The organism is Pedobacter sp. PLR (assembly GCF_026239675.1).
Taxonomy (GTDB): Bacteria; Bacteroidota; Bacteroidia; order Sphingobacteriales; family Sphingobacteriaceae; genus Pedobacter.
In genome coordinates, this window is the sequence record NZ_JAPIVQ010000002.1 from 129016 (window position 1) to 148234 (window position 19219).

General features: G+C 42.6%; 18 protein-coding genes. 6 read left to right on the forward strand and 12 right to left on the reverse strand.

Going from position 1 to position 19219, the window contains the following annotated elements:
• The first annotated feature begins 1 nt into the window (after position 1).
• Positions 2-772, forward strand: coding sequence for a succinate dehydrogenase/fumarate reductase iron-sulfur subunit (locus tag OQX61_RS04160; RefSeq protein ID WP_265840419.1), 771 nt, complete (start codon positions 2-4; stop codon positions 770-772).
• A gap of 116 nt (positions 773-888) precedes the next feature.
• Here OQX61_RS04160 and OQX61_RS04165 read toward each other — a convergent pair whose 3' ends face one another.
• The 4 genes from OQX61_RS04165 to OQX61_RS04180 all read right to left on the reverse strand — a co-directional run bounded on the left by OQX61_RS04165 (position 889) and on the right by OQX61_RS04180 (position 5449).
• Positions 889-2874: a M56 family metallopeptidase protein gene (locus OQX61_RS04165; RefSeq protein ID WP_265840420.1), complete on the reverse strand. Its 1986-nt coding sequence runs from the start codon at positions 2872-2874 to the stop codon at positions 889-891.
• Complete coding sequence (locus OQX61_RS04170) at positions 2871-3248, reverse strand: BlaI/MecI/CopY family transcriptional regulator (RefSeq protein ID WP_265840421.1); 378 nt, start codon at positions 3246-3248, stop codon at positions 2871-2873. The genes OQX61_RS04165 and OQX61_RS04170 overlap by 4 nt, the downstream gene beginning before the upstream one ends.
• 187 nt (positions 3249-3435) lie before the next feature.
• On the reverse strand, positions 3436-5007 hold the full coding sequence (locus tag OQX61_RS04175) for a M20/M25/M40 family metallo-hydrolase (protein WP_265840422.1): 1572 nt from the start codon (positions 5005-5007) through the stop codon (positions 3436-3438).
• A 268-nt stretch (positions 5008-5275) separates the two neighbouring features.
• The gene (locus OQX61_RS04180; protein WP_265840423.1) at positions 5276-5449 is read right to left on the reverse strand and encodes a hypothetical protein; all 174 of its coding nucleotides are present in this window, start codon (positions 5447-5449) and stop codon (positions 5276-5278) included.
• Between the two features lie 309 nt (positions 5450-5758).
• Between OQX61_RS04180 and OQX61_RS04185 the strand changes: the two genes are divergently transcribed.
• Together OQX61_RS04185 and OQX61_RS04190 are read left to right on the forward strand one after the other, a co-directional pair.
• Positions 5759-6787 carry a sensor histidine kinase gene (locus tag OQX61_RS04185; RefSeq protein WP_265840424.1) on the forward strand — a complete coding sequence of 343 codons (1029 nt, stop codon included), beginning with the start codon at positions 5759-5761 and terminating at the stop codon, positions 6785-6787.
• Positions 6784-7536, forward strand: a complete 753-nt coding sequence (locus tag OQX61_RS04190; RefSeq protein ID WP_265840425.1) for a LytTR family DNA-binding domain-containing protein — start codon at positions 6784-6786, stop codon at positions 7534-7536. The genes OQX61_RS04185 and OQX61_RS04190 overlap by 4 nt, the downstream gene beginning before the upstream one ends.
• 13 nt (positions 7537-7549) lie before the next feature.
• Here OQX61_RS04190 and OQX61_RS04195 read toward each other — a convergent pair whose 3' ends face one another.
• Genes OQX61_RS04195 through OQX61_RS04205 form a run of 3 tightly spaced genes read right to left on the reverse strand, consistent with a single transcriptional unit; the run spans position 7550 to position 11365 of the window.
• On the reverse strand, positions 7550-8284 hold the full coding sequence (locus OQX61_RS04195; protein WP_265840426.1) for a lysophospholipid acyltransferase family protein: 735 nt from the start codon (positions 8282-8284) through the stop codon (positions 7550-7552).
• 19 nt (positions 8285-8303) lie between these two features.
• Positions 8304-8858 (reverse strand): NUDIX hydrolase, encoded by a 555-nt coding sequence (locus OQX61_RS04200; protein WP_265840427.1) that lies wholly within the window; start codon positions 8856-8858, stop codon positions 8304-8306.
• Positions 8859-8872: 14 nt separating this feature from the next.
• On the reverse strand, positions 8873-11365 hold the full coding sequence (locus tag OQX61_RS04205; RefSeq protein WP_265840428.1) for a TonB-dependent receptor: 2493 nt from the start codon (positions 11363-11365) through the stop codon (positions 8873-8875).
• A gap of 98 nt (positions 11366-11463) precedes the next feature.
• Here OQX61_RS04205 and OQX61_RS04210 point away from each other — a divergent pair, with 98 nt between their 5' ends.
• Positions 11464-12063, forward strand: a complete 600-nt coding sequence (locus OQX61_RS04210; RefSeq protein ID WP_265840429.1) for a thioredoxin family protein — start codon at positions 11464-11466, stop codon at positions 12061-12063.
• Positions 12064-12105: 42 nt separating this feature from the next.
• Here the strand turns inward: OQX61_RS04210 and OQX61_RS04215 are convergent, their stop codons facing one another.
• Complete coding sequence (locus OQX61_RS04215; RefSeq protein WP_265840430.1) at positions 12106-12387, reverse strand: ATP-dependent Clp protease adaptor ClpS; 282 nt, start codon at positions 12385-12387, stop codon at positions 12106-12108.
• A gap of 80 nt (positions 12388-12467) precedes the next feature.
• Between OQX61_RS04215 and OQX61_RS04220 the strand changes: the two genes are divergently transcribed.
• On the forward strand, positions 12468-13514 hold the full coding sequence (locus tag OQX61_RS04220) for a beta-ketoacyl-ACP synthase III (protein ID WP_265840431.1): 1047 nt from the start codon (positions 12468-12470) through the stop codon (positions 13512-13514).
• A gap of 22 nt (positions 13515-13536) precedes the next feature.
• On the opposite strand, the gene OQX61_RS04225 is transcribed toward OQX61_RS04220, so the two are convergent.
• The 4 genes from OQX61_RS04225 to dcd form a co-directional block, all read right to left on the reverse strand.
• A complete protein-coding gene (locus OQX61_RS04225) occupies positions 13537-14412 on the reverse strand; it encodes an SDR family oxidoreductase (protein WP_265840432.1) in 876 nt (291 codons plus the stop codon).
• 3 nt (positions 14413-14415) lie between these two features.
• Complete coding sequence (locus OQX61_RS04230) at positions 14416-15177, reverse strand: enoyl-CoA hydratase/isomerase family protein (RefSeq protein WP_265840433.1); 762 nt, start codon at positions 15175-15177, stop codon at positions 14416-14418.
• A 7-nt stretch (positions 15178-15184) separates the two neighbouring features.
• Positions 15185-17878, reverse strand: coding sequence for a TonB-dependent receptor plug domain-containing protein (locus OQX61_RS04235; protein ID WP_265840434.1), 2694 nt, complete (start codon positions 17876-17878; stop codon positions 15185-15187).
• Between the two features lie 88 nt (positions 17879-17966).
• Complete coding sequence (dcd, locus tag OQX61_RS04240) at positions 17967-18503, reverse strand: dCTP deaminase (protein ID WP_265840435.1); 537 nt, start codon at positions 18501-18503, stop codon at positions 17967-17969.
• A 66-nt stretch (positions 18504-18569) separates the two neighbouring features.
• Between dcd and OQX61_RS04245 the strand changes: the two genes are divergently transcribed.
• On the forward strand, positions 18570-19211 hold the full coding sequence (locus OQX61_RS04245; protein WP_062550659.1) for a 4'-phosphopantetheinyl transferase superfamily protein: 642 nt from the start codon (positions 18570-18572) through the stop codon (positions 19209-19211).
• Positions 19212-19219 lie beyond the last annotated feature (8 nt).

Here is a 19219-nt window from a genome sequence, read left to right on the forward strand (position 1 = left end):
CATGAGTACAGGAAATATGAATTTAACGCTGAAAATCTGGCGTCAGAAGAATAGCAAAACCAATGGTAAATTGGTGGATTATAAGTTGTCAGAGATTTCTCCTGATATGTCTTTCTTAGAAATGTTTGACGTGTTGAACGAGGAGTTGATTTCTAAAGGTGATGAGCCGGTTGTTTTTGATCACGATTGTAGAGAGGGTATCTGTGGTGCCTGCTCTATGTACATCAACGGCCGTCCTCACGGACCAAAAGAAGGCGTAACAACTTGTCAGTTGCACATGCGTTCTTTTAAAGATGGAGATACTATCGTTGTGGAACCATGGAGAGCGAAAGCTTTCCCGGTAATCAAAGATTTAACGGTAGACCGTACTGCATTTGACCGCGTTATTGCAGCCGGAGGATTTATTTCAGTGAATACAGGTAATGCTCAGGATGCAAACAGCCTGCCTATTCCAAAAGTACAGGCGGATTCAGCTTTCGAAGCTGCTGCATGTATCGGATGTGGTGCTTGTGTAGCAACCTGTAAAAATGCTTCTGCGATGTTATTCGTTTCTGCAAAGGTTTCTCAGCTGGCGCAATTGCCTCAGGGACAGCCGGAACGTTACCGCAGAGTTCAAAGTATGGTAGCACAAATGGATGCCGAAGGTTTCGGTAATTGTACCAATACCGGGGCTTGTGAAGCAGAATGCCCTAAAGGAATTTCTTTAGAGAATATTGCACGAATGAATAGAGACTTTTTATCAGCAAAATTTGTATCTGAGGAATCTATTTAATAGCTTTAAATAACGAGACAAGGATATTTAACACGAAAGCCCGGCTATTACAGCTGGGCTTTCGTGTTTTAAAAGGGTTTTTGTTGGTTTTATTGGTTTGTGGTGATTGGGGGTTACTAATCTTTGTTTGGTACGAAGTCGAAACTTGTTGTTTTTTTGTTGGTCACCAGGATAACGCCACGTATAGCTTCCGGGCCATATAATTTAGTAGCAGCGGTTGATTTAAGAATTTCTATCGATTCGATGTTGTCCGGGTTTAGATCCTTCATTTTCAGCTCGGTTTTCTTTCCGTTAATATACACCAGAGGTTCATTGGCAGGATCGAGGCCTAAACCCCGGAGGGTGATTTTAGAATAGCTAACGCCTTTACCTTTACCTATAGTCATCCCTGTTTTCTCTTTTTTATCTGTTTCCGGAGTCGATAGTGTGAAACTGATCGGGATATTGAATTTTACACGCACTACTTTGTTATCTGTGATGCCCGGAACCCATTTCGGAGATTCTTTTAAGACTCTTACCGCCTCTTCATCTGTGCCACCACCGAGCTTTCTTTCTACTTTAATATCAACCAGTGAGCCGTCTTTTTCTACGGTAAAGGATAGGAACACTTTGCCTTGTATGTTGTTTTCCTGAGCAAGTTTCGGATATTTGACGGTTGATTTCAGGTAATTATAGAAATTCTCCATGCCTCCCGGAAAAGCAGGTTGCTGTTCCACGGAAACAAAGTCGTAAATTTTTGTGTCATTTACATCATTGCCTACTTTAGCCATATCAATAGCTGGTCTTTTCTCACCTACGCTGCCATATGCGGTGATTGTTACCGGAGCTAATCTGGTCGCACCTTTAACCGTAGCCAGGGTTGGGTTTTTGACAAGCGTTTTGCTGCCCGACAGTCTGAATTGTATCGGAAGGGTATAAGTGCCGTTCTGCGCAGTGGTAAAACCTTTATAAGTGACCAGGGCTTTCAATATTTCGCCTTCAATTCCTGAACCTAATTTGTTTGGTACACTGATGAGTTCAGAATCGCCGTCTTTCAGGGTAAATTTAACCAGGACATTCCCTTGTATTCCGTTTGCTCTGGCTTCGGAAGGGTAACGCAGGTTCATTTTTAAGTAATTATAGAATTTTTGCCATGCCGGATCTTTTGGATCAATGACTTTGGCAGGTGTTGTTTTTTTTGTGCTCAGGACGGCCGTTACCGGCGCTGCAATCACTTCTTTTACGATAGCTAAAGGTTCGTTCAATGGAATCTCCTCTGTTACTGCAATGATGGTTTCATTACTGCGGATTGTGGCCGCAGAAAGCATCAGTGTGGTGGCAAAAAGAGGGAGGAATAACCCGTATTTCAATATGGCCGTTCTGGTTGATCTTTGTTTATGTAGCATAAATATTCTCTTTTTTAATAGTGATTTATTAAAGAAAGTATTTGTCAGGGTATGCGGTGCAATACTGAAAGCCCTGCTCAGCAATAATAGGGCATACTGCTCCTTGTCTCCCTGGAATTTAGCAGCTTCCTCATCTGCCAGGTATTCATGGGTGTTTTTAACGGCGGATTTGTAACCATAAATGATGGGATTGAACCAGGTAAATATGCTCAGCAATTCAAAAAACAGAACGTCAAGACTGTGCAGCTGACGGATATGAATCTCTTCATGCCTGTTGATCGTGTCTATTTCCGGAAGGGCAGGATCTATTCTCTTTTTACTGAAGAAGGAAAAAGCATTTCCGGTAGTCTTGCGCTTTAAAAGGCGCGACACTGTTGCCAGTTTATAAAGAAAGAGGAGGGTAAATATCATTATACCGGCGATATAAACCAATACCAGCAAATTCCCTGTACTGAACCTTTCGGGGGCATCAGGACTGACACTGACCTGTACGAATTCCTGTAGCTGATCCACCCCACTATAAATAGGCTGGGCTACGGGTTGTCGGGTAAACCATTCGATTCGCAAAAAAGGAATGGTTAAGGACAGGATTCCAGCCATGATCAGGTAAATCCTGTTCATGCTGAAGTACGTCTCATTTGCAAGAAATAGTTTATAAAAGCCAAAAAATATCACTAGATAGATATTGGCTTGCAGGATATAATGTGCCCAACTCATCTCGGTCTGTTTTTAATTTTGTTAATCATTTTAAGAATTTCATCCACATCGCTCAGGTCTAGTTTCTCTTCCTTTACAAAGAAGGAAAACATGCTTTCCACTGAATTTTCAAAGTAGTTTCCCAATAGCTTTTCTGTTGCATGGCGCTTGTAGTCCTCTCTGCTGATGAGGGGAAAGTACTGGTGTGATTTTCCGAAGGCCTCATGCCCGATAAATCCTTTCACTTCCAGTATCCTGATGATTGTAGATACGGTGTTATAGGCTGGCTTTGGCTCAGGTAAATAATCCATTACTTCTTTCACAAACCCCTTTTCAATCTGCCACAGAATTTGCATAATCTGTTCTTCTGCTTTTGTTAAATCTTTAATCTCCATCGTGTTTGTTTTTTACCGGTGTTATAATTGGCTGAAGGATCATGTCTGCTCGTCAACAGGCACTGTAACTAAAACCTTAGTATAAACTTAAAACTAATATCTTAGTTTTCAAAGGTTTTGTAAGTATATATTTTACCGGAAGCAAAGAAACCTCCATGAAGGAGGTTTCTTTGCCATATTTAGGTTTTTATTTTTTTTGTGTTTCCGGTGCTTTAGGCAGTTCCTTTCTAGGAATCTGTTCTTTTCGCTCTGCGGTATGATACACAAAAGAGGCGACAATAGTAGCTGCTCTTTTTAAGTCTTCTTCTGCTAAGCGGTCATAAGTATCCTGGTTGCTATGGTGCGTTCTGGTATTGTAATCCATTGGGTCCTGAATGAACTGGAATCCGGGGATGCCCAGCGCATCAAAAGCGAGGTGATCTGTGCCTCCGGTATTACCAAGGGTCACTGTACTTGCATTCAGGTCTTTGAACGGACTCAGCCATTCTTTAAAAATAGGGGCAGCAGCAGTATTACCCTGGGCATAGATGCCGCGGATGGCGCCTGTTCCATTGTCAAGGTTATAATAAGCGCTGATCTTTTTTTGGTCTTTAGTGAGTACCATCGTTTTGGGATCTCCAAAATGTTTGGCTACATAACCTCTGGAGCCAAATAGGCCTTGTTCTTCTGAACTCCACAGGGCGATTCTAATGGTACGTTTCGGTTTAAAATTGATGGCTTTCAGGATGCGCATGGTTTCCATCATCACGGCTGCACCTGCGGCATTATCCGTAGCGCCCGTTGCCGAATGCCAGGAATCGTAGTGTCCGCCAATCATCACCACTTCTTCTTTCAGTTTTCGATCGGTACCCGGAATTTCTGCAATGACGTTGTAGCCCTGAGGGTCCTGGTCGTAAAAGGAGGTTTTAATGTCGGCTTCCATTTCTACTTTTTGTCCGGCACGTAACAAACGTAAAATGTGGAGATAATCTTCTGCAGAGATTTCCAGTTCCGGCGAAACGGCTGCTGCATTCAGCGCAAAAGAAGCACCATTGCTGGTAAAGAAGGTACCATAGCTTCCTCTGGCGTAAGAAAGGATCATGCCCACTTGCTCATCCTTCATGAAACTGGCCATAGCGGCTCGTGTGGCTCTCATTTTCATCATCTGGGCCATCATGTTGTTTGAGGCTCCGGGTCTCGGAGAACGCTGCCCCTGGGCTTGCACTTCCGCTTCCGCCATTTTGTTTAAGGTGGAGTCATTGTAGCGGACTACATCCGGTTTGTAGGAAGGTGCTAAAGGTTGCAGGGTCATCTGATCAAAGAGCACGATTTTGCCGGCTAGTTTTCCTTTATAAGGGGCGAGGTCGGTGATGGTATCCGCTTTAATCAGAATAACTTCAGATTTGATCGCTCCTTTGGTACCTGGTGTCCAGGCTTTAGGCGCACCGATAATGGCATGGTAATAGGGAAGGGTGGTGGCGGCATAATATTTATCGATCTGCCAGCCTCTTCCGAATTCTCCCCAGGCTTCCAGATGGACATTTTTTAGTCCCCAGGCCGTGAATTGCTGCACAGCCCAGTCCTGAGCACGCTTTAATCCCGGTGAGTTGGAGAGTCTTGGTCCAGCCACATCAGTGATCTGAAAAGCTATATCCATTATCTTTGAGTTTTCAAGGCCTTCCTTGCGGATCTTTTGTATCGCTGGTAAGTCTGCTTTTTCCTGCGCAAACAGGGAGATACTGCAACTGATAGCCAGCAGTGTTAAGGTCAGTTTCTTCATATATTAGTTTTTCTTGCTTTCCTGATGAATACCTGAATTTACAGCAAAAGATAATGACTTGTACTTTCTTCGCTAAATTATTACAGGACTGCTGGCCTGTAATGGTTCCCGGGGTTTACGACGAAACTTACAGCGGATGGGACCTGCTGTAAAAAGAAAAGGGCGGTACAAGACCACCATTTTCTGACTATTAACTAAAACTAAAAACTATATTTTACCCTTTAGCGGAGCTATGGCATAGCTGCCTTCTAATGGAGTTGGAAATTCTTTATTTGTAAGAAATGTTGCTCACCTGTACAATTCCTTTTACAGAAGTACTTGCTTTTGCTGCGATTTCTTCATCTTGTGCATGACTGATGCTAGTGGCAATGGTCAACACCATCATCATGAATACAGGTACCAATAACAATAAGAACGGTGATACATTTGCTAATCTTTTCATGATGTTTGTATTTATAGATGCAGTTTTCATAATCGTTTCGTTTTGATGAAACAAATAGAACAAAATTTAAAATGCTGCTAAAATCTTTTAGACCAAGCACAAATTATCCTAGATAAACGCCTGTTTAGCGTAGTTTTGTGATTAATTGGTCCTTTTGCAGGTTTGGTAGAAAAAAAATGCCCGTTCGTCGAAAGCCATTGCCTGAAATAGCTGGAAAAATTTACTTTAGGCCTATAAGTTATGGCCTGTAGCAATTCGGGACAAAGGAAATAACCCAGGCCTTATACTTTAGATCACAAAAATAATTAAATGAAAAACAAAGGCCCTCTTATTGTCCATCTGATTTTTTGGGCGTTTATTTTGATCCTTCTCGTTTTGGTGGTGCTTTCTTCTAAAGAACCTCAAACCATTTATACCATTGCCGTTAATTTTGGCTATTCCGGATTGATCAATATCTCTATCTTTTATATCAATTATACGTTGTTGATTCCTTTGCTGGTTAAAGAGCAGAAGAAGTATGGCCTTTATATGGGCGCCATCTTATTGTTGATTGTGGTGATGAGTGCCATTAAAACGGTATTGGCAAGTTTAAATGCAGATATTGTTTTACTGATGACGGATCATGGTCAAAAGGAGTTTATGGCCCTGGGTAAATATGCACTGGTAACCATTTTTACTTCCGGCTTCTTTGTGGTGGTCAGCTCCCTGCTTAAATTTGGAATCGACTGGTTTGGCAATGAACGCATCCAGCGGGACCTGGAATCTGAAAAGAAAGAGATGGAACTTCAGTTTTTGAAGTCGCAGTTAAACCCTCATTTTTTATTCAATTCCCTGAATAATATTTATTCGCTGGCCTACCAGAAATCTGATAAAACCGCAGATGCGATATTAAAGCTTTCAGAGATCATGCGCTACATGATTTATGAAAGCAATGATAGCTGGGTTTCCCTCAGCAAAGAAATTGAATACCTGCACAGTTATATCGCCTTGCAGAAACTGAGGTTCAAAGACGGTGCTTCGGTGCAGTTTGAACTGAACGGGGAGATTGATGATCAGCAGATTGTTCCCCTCATTTTAATCTCTTTTGTGGAGAATGCGTTTAAGCATGGTGTCGCTAATGATCCTAAAGATCCGATCAGGATCAACATCATCGCGAATCAAAAGATCCTCCATTTCAGTATCACCAATAAGAAAAACCAACACAACAAAGATGAGGTGGGTGGCGTAGGCCTGAACAATGTAGAGCGAAGGTTACAATTGTTATATCCTGACAGATATAAATTAAATATTGTAAATTCGGCTACCCATTACACGAGTGAATTAATGCTAGATTTATGACAAAATTAAGATGTATTGCGGTCGATGATGAACCATTGGCGCTGGATATTATAGAAGATTATGTGTCAAAAGTACCATTCCTGGAATTGGTCAAAAGAACAGAAAACGCGATTGAAGCCTTACAATTGGTACAGGCAGGTGGGATCGATTTGGTGTTTCTGGACATTCAAATGCCTGAACTTACGGGAATACAGTTTCTAAAAATTGCGAATGGCAAATCTAATTATATCCTGACTACCGCTTACTCTCAATACGCTTTAGAAAGTTATGATCTGAATGTTTCTGACTACCTGTTAAAACCAATTGCGTTCGACAGGTTCTATAAAGCCGTAGAAAAGGTACACAATCAGCAGCAGAAGAACCTGGAGCAAGCTCCTCCTCCGGCAGCAGTTGCTCCGGTGGTACCTGCAGCGCCTACCGCGCATCCGGTACAGGACTTTATCTTTGTGAAAACAGAGCATAAAATCCAGAAGATTCAGCTGGATGACATCCTTTATATCGAGGGGTTAAAAGATTATATCTCCATTTATACGAAAGCGGAAAGGGTGATTACCCTCCAAAACATGAAAAAGATGGAAGAAACCCTGCCGAGCAGTCAGTTTATCAGGGTGCATAAATCTTATATCATTTCCCTGGATAAAATTGAAAGTATTGAACGCAGCAGGATCACCATTTTCGGTAAGGTTATTCCAATTGGAGACACTTATCGCGATGAGTTTTTCAAGCGGATCGACAACAAGAATATTTAAATAAAAGTAAAGGCTATTGGCCCAATTTGTGGCGAATGGCCTTTTCTGCTTCCTTAGTTACTTCTTCAGGGTTCTTACCGGCAGGTTCAATCGGTGTTAAAACCGTCCATCGGATCTTTTCCCCAAAATTTAGTGGATAACTTCCATATTGTACCATTTTCCAGGAATTTTCAATAGCAATCGGCACAATCAGCGCATTCGGTACTTTTTTGAGTAAGGTTGCAATACCACCTACATGGAAGGGTTTCAGTTTTCCGTCTTTGGCGCGTGTACCCTCAGGAAATATCATCGCCGCCCAGTTGTTTGCTTTCATACGCTCTCCCAGTTTAATGATTTCTCCAACGGCTTGTTTGCTGTCTTTACGGTTGATATTGGCCCCGCCACCATGTTTCAGGTTGAAAGAGATCGAAGGGATGCCCCTGGTCAGTTCAATCTTGGAGATAAACTTCACATGGTGTTTTCTTAAAAACCAGATCAGACCTGGTATGTCGTACATGCTCTGGTGATTGGCAATAAAGATAATCGGGCGGTCCGTTGGCAGGTCCTGATTATTGATAAAGGTAACGGAGGCGCCCATAAAAAGGTCGCAATAGGTCAGGCAAAAATTCAGCGCGTCTACCGAAGCTTTATGTGCTTTATAGCCAAAAAGATGGAAACAAATCCATTGTACCGGTTGAAAAACCAGTAGGCTGATCAGGAATAACAGATAAAATATCGGGCTGAAAATATATCCTAAGAACTTATTCATAAAAGGGGCTGTTGTATCGTTAAATATGAGTTTCCTGAAGTATTATTTTGGTTTTTAGAATGGCAGCAACGCTCATGCTATCGGTAATTTCTCCATTTAAAACCATCTGATAGGCGGCTTCGAAAGGGAGTTTACGGATTTGAAGTTCTTCGGTTTCTTCGGGAGCGGACTCACCCATCGTGAGGCCTCTGGCGATATAGATAATGGCCAGTTCATCACTTACAGAATTAGAGAGGTGGATGCGTTGGATTTCTTCCCATTCCGTAGCGATGATGCCGGTTTCTTCAGCCAGTTCGCGCTTTGCGCTGTCTAATGGGTCGGCATCTAATGGTCCTCCGCCCTCAGGGATTTCCCAGCTATAGGCTTTCAGCGGAAAGCGATATTGGCCAACAAGCCAGGTGTTCAATTCGTCATCTAAAGGAAGGATTCCTATGGCCAGGTTCTTAAAATGTACTTCGCCATATATTCCTTTGCCTCCTGATGGATTGAGCACCTGGTGTTCTGTTAGTCCGATCCAGTTGTTTTCATAGACCTTACGGCTTTCCAGAGTAGTCCAGGGATTGTTTTCTTCCATGGACGCAAATATACTTAAAATGACTCTTCATCGGAACGCATTTCCGACTGGTCTGATTTTTTGGGTTTCTTGAAACTGAAATCGCTCTTTCCAAAACGGTAAGAGAAGGTTAAACTTCCCATTGTGCCTTGCATGAAACGTTTGAAATCAACCAGCGAGTTTGCGGTGCTGGTGGTCATGCTCCATGCACGGGTATTGAAAAGATCTCTTACATTCAGACTTAAAGAAGCTTTCTTGTTTTTGAAATCGTATTTCGCACCTGCATCTACCCCATACATCGCGTTTCTTGTACCTTGTGCCATCACCTGACGCGCACGATAGTCTCCTTTGATTTGCAAGGTAACGTTGTAAGGTAAAACGATGTTATTGGTTAAGTTGGCATTCCAGGTGAAGCCTGAGTTTTCGATAATCCCAAATGCAGGAACACCTTCAATTTTACTCTGGTATAAATTGGCATTGGCCGTGAAATTCCAGGCTTTAAGCACATCAAAACGACCGATTAATTCCAGTCCGCTGGACAATTCTTTGGTTAAGTTCTCAGGAGTAGTGATGGTAATTCCGTCCTGATCAGGCTCTGTTCTGATTCTCTGGATCACATCATTTGTCTGACGCAGGTAAGCGGTAGAGATGAAGGTGATCTTCGGCCAGTATTTGCTGTAGCTCAATTCAAAGGCATGTACATCCTCCGGTTTAAGGTTTGGATTTCCCTGACGGTAGTTTAAAGGATCTGAAACGTCCAGGAATGGGTTGGTATCCCAGCCTCTCGGTCTGTTTACCCTTCTGCTATAGCTCAGTTGTATTTGTTGTTCTTTTGATAATTTCTGCGTTAAGAAAACACTTGGATATAACCTGGTATAGGCTACTTTTCCAGGGATATAACTCAGTTGTCCGGCATTGCTGAATACACCTAAACGGGTGTCCAATGTGGCATCCTCCGCTCTTAATCCTACCTGATAACCGAAGTTTTTAACGCTGTTCTGGTAGTTGGCATAAATGGCATGTACCTGATCCTTGCTGTTGAAATCATTGGTTAAATCCAGGTTCGGCTGATATTCTCCGGCATTATTATCGAACATTTCTGAAAAAGTACTGTTCTCTGCAATGCGGATCTGACTGCGGTAACCGGCTTCCAGTTTTCCTGTTTTACCAAGCGGAAGGGTATAATCAGTCTGGAAGTTGTAATTTCTGTTGATTCCGCTTCCATCGTTACGAATCAATTCTGGAAGTTGATTTACTGCTGTACCATTGATGTTGTAAATTTCTGTATTGTACAGTTGTAAATTGTCGTTGTCTCCTTCAGAAAAGCTCAGATTGAAGGTCAGCTCCTCTTTTGGTTTTTTAAACTTATGGCTAAAATCAAGGTTCAGGTCGTAACTGCCGCCCGATCCAAGATTGGTATTTGTTCTTCTGCTTAGCTCTAATGGCTGATACAGCGGGTTTAACTTGTCGATGGTCAATAGTTCAGTTCTGTCGTTGTCTCTCAGGTTAAAGCCCGCAGAGAAGCTGATAACGTCTTTATCCGTCAGGTAATAATCCATTCCTGCTTTCGCATTGTGCCCTTTATCTAAAGATTTAGAGTCGGTATTCTGATTGGCAAAGGCCGTAGCTGAGTTAGGGTCCCGATAGGTGATGTTGTTAAAACCACCACCAAGACGGTTGCCATAGCGGTAACTGTAATTTCCGTAAAGGTTTACTTTGTTATTTTGGAAACTTAAACTGGTGCTCGCATTATAGTTGTCGCGGTTTCCGGCAGTTAAAGCCAGACTTCCGTTTAGTCCGAGCTTCTTGTTTTTCTTTAAGACGATATTGATGATACCCGACTGTCCTTCGGCATCATATTTTGCAGATGGGTTGGTGATCAGCTCTACGCTTTCAATAGAACTTGCCGGAATAGATTGGAGGATTTGCGCCACATTTCCGCCGGCAATCAGTGAAGGCTTTCCATCAATCAGTACTTTAACACCTGTAGAGCCTCTTAAGCTTACATTTCCGTCCATATCCGATTGTACAGAAGGAACGTTTTGTAAAAGATCGGAGGCCGAGCCACCTTCACTCACTAAACTCTGGTCTACAGAAAAGACTTTTTTATCTACGCCCAGTTGCATTGTGCTTTTTTGGGCGGTAATGGCCACTTCATTCAACGCGGTTCCTTTGGCAGTTTTCATTTTGATGGTGCCAAGGTTGATGTCTTTGATTGTGGGATTGATCGATATCGAATCGCGTACCATGGTCTGATAGCCTACATAGCTTAATTTAAAGGTGAAAACTCCTTTTGGTAAACCAACAAGGGATAAGTTTCCGTTGATATCAGTTTGAACACCTTTAACCATGGCTTTGGTTTTTCTGTCAATGATGACGGCCGTAGCAAATGGAATGGTTTCATTGGTTTTGGCATCGACCACTTTCGCGGTAATCTTGCCGTCGCCGGTAGTTTGGGCATTAAGTTTTACAGTTGTAATACAAATGGCAAGGGTTAAAAATAGTACTTTGTGTAACGGATTCTTCATCGGAACTTTCTCTCTTAGTTTTGGTTTTGTTTAGGATGGACAAAGAAAAGGTCCGGAGGTTTAAAAAAGGAGTCGTAACTATTTTATTACAGCTAAATATGATTAATTACCCTAATATTTTTGAAAACGAAGGGATCAGCTATGCTGCTTACCGCGAATTAGTGAATGAATTGCTGTCGCAAAAGAAAACAACAGGCGAAGACCATAGCGATGCCATGCTACATTATACAAAGATGAATGTGCAGAGAATGAACAGGGTAGATAAAACGGTGACGTTAAATCCTGATTTATTGGAAGCTCTGAAAAAACTGAAAAAGCAATATCGTTTTCTGGTGATTTCTGAAGGATGGTGTGGTGATGCCGCACAGATTGTTCCGGTTTTTAATAAGATTGCAAGCGCTTGTCCGGAGAAATTAAGCCTTAAATTTGTTTTGAGAGATCAGAATTTGCCATTAATAGATGCGCATTTAACAAATGGCGGCCGTGCGATTCCCGTATTGCTGATTTTAGATGATGCCGGAAAGGTGCTTTCTCAATGGGGCCCGCGACCGAAAGTGCTGCAAACCCTGCTGGCAGAATGGAAGAAAGAAAGCACAGATATGATGCTCATCGCTGAGCAACTTCATAGCTGGTACGCCAAAGATAAGACGCAAAGCACGCAAGAGGAGCTTAGCGCCGTAATTCAACAACTTGATTAAAATAGATGGGTTACCGGCATTAAAAGAAGAAATAAGGGAGGTTTAGTCGACAGTAACGGTTAAACCTTCTTGCTGTAAAATCTTACGGTAAACTTCCATTTCTGTGAAGGATCCTTCTAATACCGCACATTTCCCTTTGTTGTGGACTTCCAAAGCAATTTTCTCACCCTGGCTTTCTGAATAATCCAGGTATTTCATCATGCAGTAAATGACATGGTCAAATGTGTTTATATCATCATTCCAAAGGATTAACCGATGCACGGTTTTTAACGAGGTTAGTATCTCTTCTAGTGTAAAGGTTTCTTCTTTTGTTTCTGTTGACATCTTACAAAAATAAGCTAATTTCAAAATAATGTTGTAGTTAAAGTTTATTTTGCTTAAAATTTGTATTAAATCCAAATATCATGCATCGTTCAAAAATCGCCGGAATAGGATATTACGTGCCTAAGAATGTTTATACCAATGATGATTTGTCCCGTTTCATGGATACAAATGATGCCTGGATACAGGAACGCACAGGAATAAAAGAGCGCAGATTTGCAGATCGCCTGGAAGAAACCACCACCACAATGGGGGTAGAAGCCGCGAAAATTGCCATCGAACGTGCAGGAACTACCGCACAAGACATCGATTTTATCATCTTTGCAACCTTAAGTCCCGACTATTATTTTCCTGGTTGTGGCGTTTTGCTGCAACGCGAAATGAAAATGAAGGAGATTGGGGCCTTGGATGTGAGAAACCAATGTTCAGGATTTGTTTATGCCCTTTCTATCGCCGATCAGTTCATTAAAACGGGGATGTATAAAAATATTCTCGTGGTAGGTAGCGAAAAACACTCTTTTGCGATGGATTTTGAAACCCGTAGCAGAAATGTTTCCGTGATTTTTGGTGATGGGGCGGGAGCAGTAGTGTTACAGCCTGCTACAAAAGACGGACAGGGGATCATGAGCACGCATCTGCATAGCGATGGTGCTGATGCAGAGATTCTGGCTATGTATTATCCCGGTGCCAGTGCCAATAAATGGTTGAAAGATAAGCCTGGTTATCCGGATCAGGAATTGGGCGGTTTATTTATGACCACCGAACAGCTGGAAAGTGGTGCCGCTCTTCCGTATATGGATGGCCCTGCCGTGTTTAAAAAGGCAGTAGTGAAGTTTCCGGAAGTGATTAAAGAAGCATTAGAGGCCAATAACCTGACACCGGCAGATCTGGATATGCTGATTCCTCATCAGGCAAATCTAAGGATCAGTCAATATGTACAGCAGTTGCTGGGACTGAGCGACGACAAAGTATTCAATAACATTCAGAAATATGGAAATACCACCGCGGCTTCTGTGCCGATTGCTTTATGTGAAGCATGGGAAGCGGGGAAAATTAAAGAAGGCGACCTGGTTTGTCTGGCCGCCTTTGGATCAGGTTTTACCTGGGCCAGTGCTTTAATAAGATGGTAATTTATCATTTACTGCTAAAGGATTAACTCCCTTTAGCAGATTTTGTCATTTGGGCAAACATATCCCACATATCATCCGGAATGGCTTCCAGTCCGTTAAACTGACCGGCACCTTGCAACCATTCTCCGCCATCAATACTGATGACTTCCCCATTAATATATCCCGCGAAATCGCTGATCAGAAAGGCAGCCAGATTGGCCAGCTCCTGATGTTCCCCAACACGTTTCAATGGTACCCTGTTTTTAAAGTCGAACTTCTCCGCCAGATCTCCAGGTAAAAGACGTTCCCAGGCTCCTTTGGTAGGAAATGGTCCCGGTGCAATGGCATTGGTACGGATGCCGTATTTACCCCATTCTACGGCCAAAGAACGCGTCATGGCCAGGACACCACCCTTTGCACAGGCAGAAGGTACTACATAACCAGAGCCGGTAAAGGCATAGGTGGTGACAATATTTAATACATTAGCACTTTGTTTTTCCTTGATCCAGTGCTTGCCAAAGGCCAGCGTACAGTTCACAGAACCTTTCAATACAATATCAATTACAGTAGAGAAAGCATTTGCCGAGAGTCTTTCTGTTGGCGAGATAAAGTTCCCTGCAGCGTTGTTCAGCAGAACATCTACACGACCAAAGGTTTTCAGGGTTTCGGCAAGCACATTTTCCACCTGCTCATATTCGCGGACATCGCATACCACGGCCAAAACTTTGCCACCGGTTTCTTTTTCCATCTCTGCGGCTGTCTTTTCCAGGACCTCAGCTTTTCTGCTGGTGATCACCAGATTGGCGCCCAATGTCAGGAAATACATTCCCATCGCTTTACCAAGGCCGGTTCCGCCGCCAGTGATTACGATCGTTTTTCCTTTTAAAGCATCATCTCTTAACATAGGTTGGTTGTACATAAGCTATTTTTTTTGCAGGTTATCAATGATGGTTTTCAAAATATTTCTGGTGGTAGGTGCCCACCATTGCTTCAACATAATAGCCAATGCTTCTGTTTGGTTGGCACGCGTTGCAGCGATCAGGTCTTTTCTGATGTTCAGCTTACTTTGCTCCCAGGTGTTTCTTTCCATGGCCATGTATTTTCTGATCTTGCGTTCCGCTGCGGTGATAATGCTTGCCGGATTGATCAATTCATCCACGAGGCCGATTTTAAGGGCCTCCTCCGGAGTAAATAATTTGCCTTCCAGCAAGCTTCTGGTGGCATGAGCAGTGCCAATCCAAAATGAATACAGGCTAAAAATACTGCCGGGAACAATGATGCCTACCGGTACTTCATTTAGTCCGATAATTGCCTTTCCTTCTGACATCACCCTGTAATCGCAAGCCAGTGCAATGACGCAACCACCCGCCGGACTGTGGCCATTGATTGCAGCTACCAGTGGTTTGCGGAAAGCAGTAATGTTAGCGGTAAAGTCCAGAAAAAGATGCCAGAATGACTCTGCTTCTTCCTCAGAATAATTATACAGTTCGATCAGGTCTAATCCGGCAGAAAAGAAGTTTTCCTTTCCGGTGATGATTACTCCTGCAATATTTGGGTCCGAAGAAATGCTGTTCATCATATCATTCAGCTCGGTGATCATTTCGCGGTTTAAGGCATTCGATTTTCCACGGTCTAAAGTAATCAGTGCTAAATGGTCTTTTATGGTGACTTTTATCGTATTCATATATTTATTATTTTACTTCATAAGTATAAACTGTTCTTGCCAGGTGTCCCATCAGGTCCATTCCTTCCAAAACTACCCTATAGGTTCCCGGTTCGTCAGTATTGAAAAATGTGAAATTAGTTTTTCCTTCCACACCGCTCAGTAGTTGCGGACCCCAATATACGGTAGATCTTAAATCAGGTGCCCTGTTAGGCTCCTCAACATCGTATTTAGGTGAGTAGAATTCTTTTGGAACGTTGTAACCTTTAGGAGTAACAACGATCAAGCCCGGGGTAATAGTACTGGAATAATTACCACCGCCACGTTTAGTAGTGATAACTAATACACCTCCTACGCCTCCACTACCATAAATGGCCGTGTTTCCAATCGATTTAAGAACTTCAACAGTTTCAATATCCATTACATTAATATCATCCAGATTGGCATCGTCCAGACGCATCCCGTCCAATACGATAGCCATAGCCGCCCTTCCACCGCTCCTCGATAGATAAGCTTTTCCATTCATGATCATTAACCCGGCCACACGACCTTGCAAACACATGGACAGTGTGTTACAGGCAACGAGCTGTTCCGCAGTAATGACGGCATCGGCCCTGCCTGCCCCGTTTAAGTTCTGAGAATTTTTAGCCTGCTGCTTTTGTTGCGTGATTTTCACCTCCTTCAACTGTAAGGTTTTCTGTAACATACCACGCTTACTCTGGTCGTTGAAATAGTTAGTACTTTGTTTCAGGTAAGCAGACAATGCCTCATTAACGTTGATTTCTATATCTCCGGTATTCTTGCTTTTGGTAACCACTTGTCCAGGAACGACGTCCATTGTGATGTCCAGTCTTTTTTTGCCTTTCTCGGTTCTGGCCTGTACGATAAATTTAGGGTCATCCAGGAAAAGCAGATTGTCGAAGTTAAATTTTCCCTGTGCATCCGTCAGCGTATCCAGCGCGAAAAACCCATTTGCTGTAGAAAGGAGGGTGACTTTGCTGTTAGGAGAGGGTTTGCCTGAGTAGTTAGTAACCACACCACTAATACCCAGTGATTTTTCCGGTTGAAATCTGATGATAGGTGGGGTATTGCTGATCACATTTTTCCATAATATCCTGCGCCATCCCTGAGTCAGCATCAGGTTATCCATGTTTTGGATCACTTCCGGGCTTTCCTCTATAAAGTAATAATTGGGCTTTTCAATATAACCAATCAGGTCTCCGGTAAGTAACAGGTTGCTGAGGATATTGCTTTCAGTTTCCGGTTCCGGCTTCACCGCATTGTTATTGGTAACTGATACAGAGAACATTCCAGGGACCGGATTTCCGTTAAAAGTACTGGTCAGCTTGATGTCGACTTTCTCTCTTTTTGCATACACGGTCTTTTCGGTAGACAACTGTACGTTTGCGCGGTCCGCTGAATTGTAAATAAAAGCAAGGCGTTCGGCAATAGGTTGATTACTTTCAGAAAACAGGCTGAGCTGTAAGATACCTTCCAGGAGGTCTTTTTTTGGGATATTGACGGTAGCCAGCTGATCTGTAATGTTGACAACAGGACTGAAAAGTACGTTGCCATTGTGTTGTCCCACAAGTCTGAGTTTTACAGGCCCGCTAAGGTCGTCACTTCTCATGATTTTGATGGTTACTTTGTCTTTATCGGTGGCGAGGACCGTCATGCCGTAACCAGAGCTTTGAGTCACCGGCAGGTTAATGTCTTTTTCAGAACCATCAGCAAATTTAACCTTCGCATGGTACCTGACACCGCCCTGTGGGTTGATCACGAAGCTTCCCATGCCCAGGTATTTGGTTTCAAAGCTGTTGACTTCCACTCCGTTTTCATCCAGAATGATCCCGCTGATGTTCTCGCCAAGGCCCGATGCATTGACCGCTTTTACCGCGATTTTAGTAGGAAGGCCATTGATCAGGTTTCCACTTTCCGGGAAAAACTGGACATCCACAGATCTGGAGGTCGCTTTAATCGGAATTTCACGGGTTACCTTCTTGTCTTCCGGTAAGGTGATCGTGGCAATAATTCTTCCTTTTTTATTAATATCAGCTTGGTTATTTAAGAAGCTTAAGGAAATTTCTCCCTGGTTGTTGGTGGTCGCTTTGCCCTTTAGGAGGCTTTTTGAATCCAGCTGTACTTCATACCTGACGTCATTGCCCGCGTAAGGATTACCGTCTTTGTCTTTGAAGCTGATGTTGGCATCAATCTTTTCTCCTTTGTCTTCTTTGCTATAGTTGTAAGTGGTATTTGTGGAAACCAGATTGGTCCAGGAATACCCTATTTTAATGGTCTTATCGTAAAAGAACTCCGGACCGGTATTTCTCATCCATTGGGTATAGGCGCGGATTCTGTAATTTCCTTGTGTCAGTGTATCCGGCAGACTAAAGTTACCCCAGGTTGCCCCAGCCATCACAGGGAGTTTCAATTGCTGTTTGACGGAGTCTCTTTCGTTAATCAATTCTACGTATAGTATTTTACTGATACCGGAGGGGTCCTGAGTGGTTGCATTGTAGAGATAAGCTTTAAACCAGATGTTATCTCCGATGGCGTAATACGGCTTGTCGAGGTGCAAGTGGACTTTTTCCTGAGGATATTTTTGATTGAATTCCTTCATTCTTTCGAGGAGTACATCAAAGTTATCATTCAGTACTCCTGCCGCAAAAGCGAAGAAGACGCCGGTAATTAACAAAAGGGGATAACGGAATTTACGTTTCATAAGTTATGAGCATTAATAACAAATAATAAAGCCTCAATATACAAATATTGAGGCTTAAAGTAAATTTAAAAGAAAGAGAATTAAGCTGTTAGAACTCGTTTTTCCACATCATGCTTTCCACTGGTTTAGTGGTCTTATTGTTATATTTTGCGTCTCCTTTAGTATTGTACATGGTTTCAATTTCGCCGTCTACACCAAAGTAGATCAATTGACCAATTGGCATTCCTGCATAAATTCTTACCGGTTGCTGGCATGAAACCTCCAGTGTCCAGGTATTACAAAAACCTACATCGCCTTTTCCTGCCGTTGCATGGATGTCTATACCCAGGCGTCCGGTGCTGGACTTCCCTTCCAGAAATGGAACGTGTGCATGTGTTTCTGTATATTCCAGGGTTACGCCCAGGTAAAGTGTACCCGGTTGCAGCACAAATCCGTCTTTTGGGATCTCGAAGTTTTCGATTTTATTGTGCGCCCTGGCATCAAGGACTCTATCGGTATATGTAGCCAGGTATTTGCCTAAATGTACGTCATAGGAGTTTGTACCCAGACATTCGGGTTTAAAAGGTTCAATTATGATGGTACCCTTCTCAATTTCTTCGAGAATTCGTTTGTCGGAAAGTATCATTTTATCAAGTATTGGGCTAAATTATGATTAATTTAAGATACTTTTGCATAGTTTTCTAAAATAGAGATGCCCGTAGTTTTTAATAAAAATATTGACGAGAATACCATACTTGCTGTATGGAAAATCGAAGAGACCGAAGAGCAGTTGCTTTCCGGCCTACAATTGAAACAGCATGAGCTGGATTTTATTTCCTCTTTAAGCAACGGGAAACGCCTGCTGCACTGGTTAAGTACTCGTGTGCTGCTGAGAACCATGCTAAATACATCTGAATATATTGATTGTCAGATGGATGAGCATGGGAAGCCCTTCCTGCCCAACCTCGATTACCATATCTCCCTGAGTCATTCTTATGATTATGCAGCGGTGATTATTGGTAAAAACAGGAAAGTTGGAGTAGATATCGAATTGATCAAACATAAGATCAAAAGTATCAGACATAAGTTCCTTTCTGATATCGAGCTTGCTCAGAAGCAAATTGGAGATAATATCAACGGCCTTTACGTTTGCTGGTGTGCCAAAGAAGCCATCTATAAATGGAATGGCAGAAAAGGTCTCGAGTTCAAACAGGACATTTACATCAAACCTTTCAAGCTTAAAAATGAAGGTAGTCTGAATGCGTTGGTCACACTTCCCGAGGGAATGAAAGAACTAACCGTCAACTACTTTAAAACCGCTGATGGCTATATGCTGGGTTATGTAGTCGCTTAATTTTCAAA

Excerpts from the sequence above, each read along its gene's own strand:
- dcd (WP_265840435.1), bottom strand. The coding sequence starts at position 18,503 with ATGATACTTTCCGACAAACGAATTCTCGAAGAAATTGAGAAGGGTACC.
- OQX61_RS04195 (WP_265840426.1), bottom strand. The coding sequence starts at position 8,284 with ATGAATAAGTTCTTAGGATATATTTTCAGCCCGATATTTTATCTGTTA.
- OQX61_RS04205 (WP_265840428.1), bottom strand. The coding sequence starts at position 11,365 with ATGAAGAATCCGTTACACAAAGTACTATTTTTAACCCTTGCCATTTGT.
- OQX61_RS04210 (WP_265840429.1), top strand. The coding sequence starts at position 11,464 with ATGATTAATTACCCTAATATTTTTGAAAACGAAGGGATCAGCTATGCT.
- OQX61_RS04200 (WP_265840427.1), bottom strand. The coding sequence starts at position 8,858 with ATGGAAGAAAACAATCCCTGGACTACTCTGGAAAGCCGTAAGGTCTAT.
- OQX61_RS04215 (WP_265840430.1), bottom strand. The coding sequence starts at position 12,387 with ATGTCAACAGAAACAAAAGAAGAAACCTTTACACTAGAAGAGATACTA.
- OQX61_RS04160 (WP_265840419.1), top strand. The coding sequence starts at position 2 with ATGAGTACAGGAAATATGAATTTAACGCTGAAAATCTGGCGTCAGAAG.
- OQX61_RS04170 (WP_265840421.1), bottom strand. The coding sequence starts at position 3,248 with ATGGAGATTAAAGATTTAACAAAAGCAGAAGAACAGATTATGCAAATT.
- OQX61_RS04235 (WP_265840434.1), bottom strand. The coding sequence starts at position 17,878 with ATGAAACGTAAATTCCGTTATCCCCTTTTGTTAATTACCGGCGTCTTC.
- OQX61_RS04180 (WP_265840423.1), bottom strand. The coding sequence starts at position 5,449 with ATGAAAAGATTAGCAAATGTATCACCGTTCTTATTGTTATTGGTACCT.
- OQX61_RS04175 (WP_265840422.1), bottom strand. The coding sequence starts at position 5,007 with ATGAAGAAACTGACCTTAACACTGCTGGCTATCAGTTGCAGTATCTCC.
- OQX61_RS04225 (WP_265840432.1), bottom strand. The coding sequence starts at position 14,412 with ATGTACAACCAACCTATGTTAAGAGATGATGCTTTAAAAGGAAAAACG.
- OQX61_RS04185 (WP_265840424.1), top strand. The coding sequence starts at position 5,759 with ATGAAAAACAAAGGCCCTCTTATTGTCCATCTGATTTTTTGGGCGTTT.
- OQX61_RS04230 (WP_265840433.1), bottom strand. The coding sequence starts at position 15,177 with ATGAATACGATAAAAGTCACCATAAAAGACCATTTAGCACTGATTACT.
- OQX61_RS04245 (WP_062550659.1), top strand. The coding sequence starts at position 18,570 with ATGCCCGTAGTTTTTAATAAAAATATTGACGAGAATACCATACTTGCT.
- OQX61_RS04190 (WP_265840425.1), top strand. The coding sequence starts at position 6,784 with ATGACAAAATTAAGATGTATTGCGGTCGATGATGAACCATTGGCGCTG.
- OQX61_RS04220 (WP_265840431.1), top strand. The coding sequence starts at position 12,468 with ATGCATCGTTCAAAAATCGCCGGAATAGGATATTACGTGCCTAAGAAT.
- OQX61_RS04165 (WP_265840420.1), bottom strand. The coding sequence starts at position 2,874 with ATGAGTTGGGCACATTATATCCTGCAAGCCAATATCTATCTAGTGATA.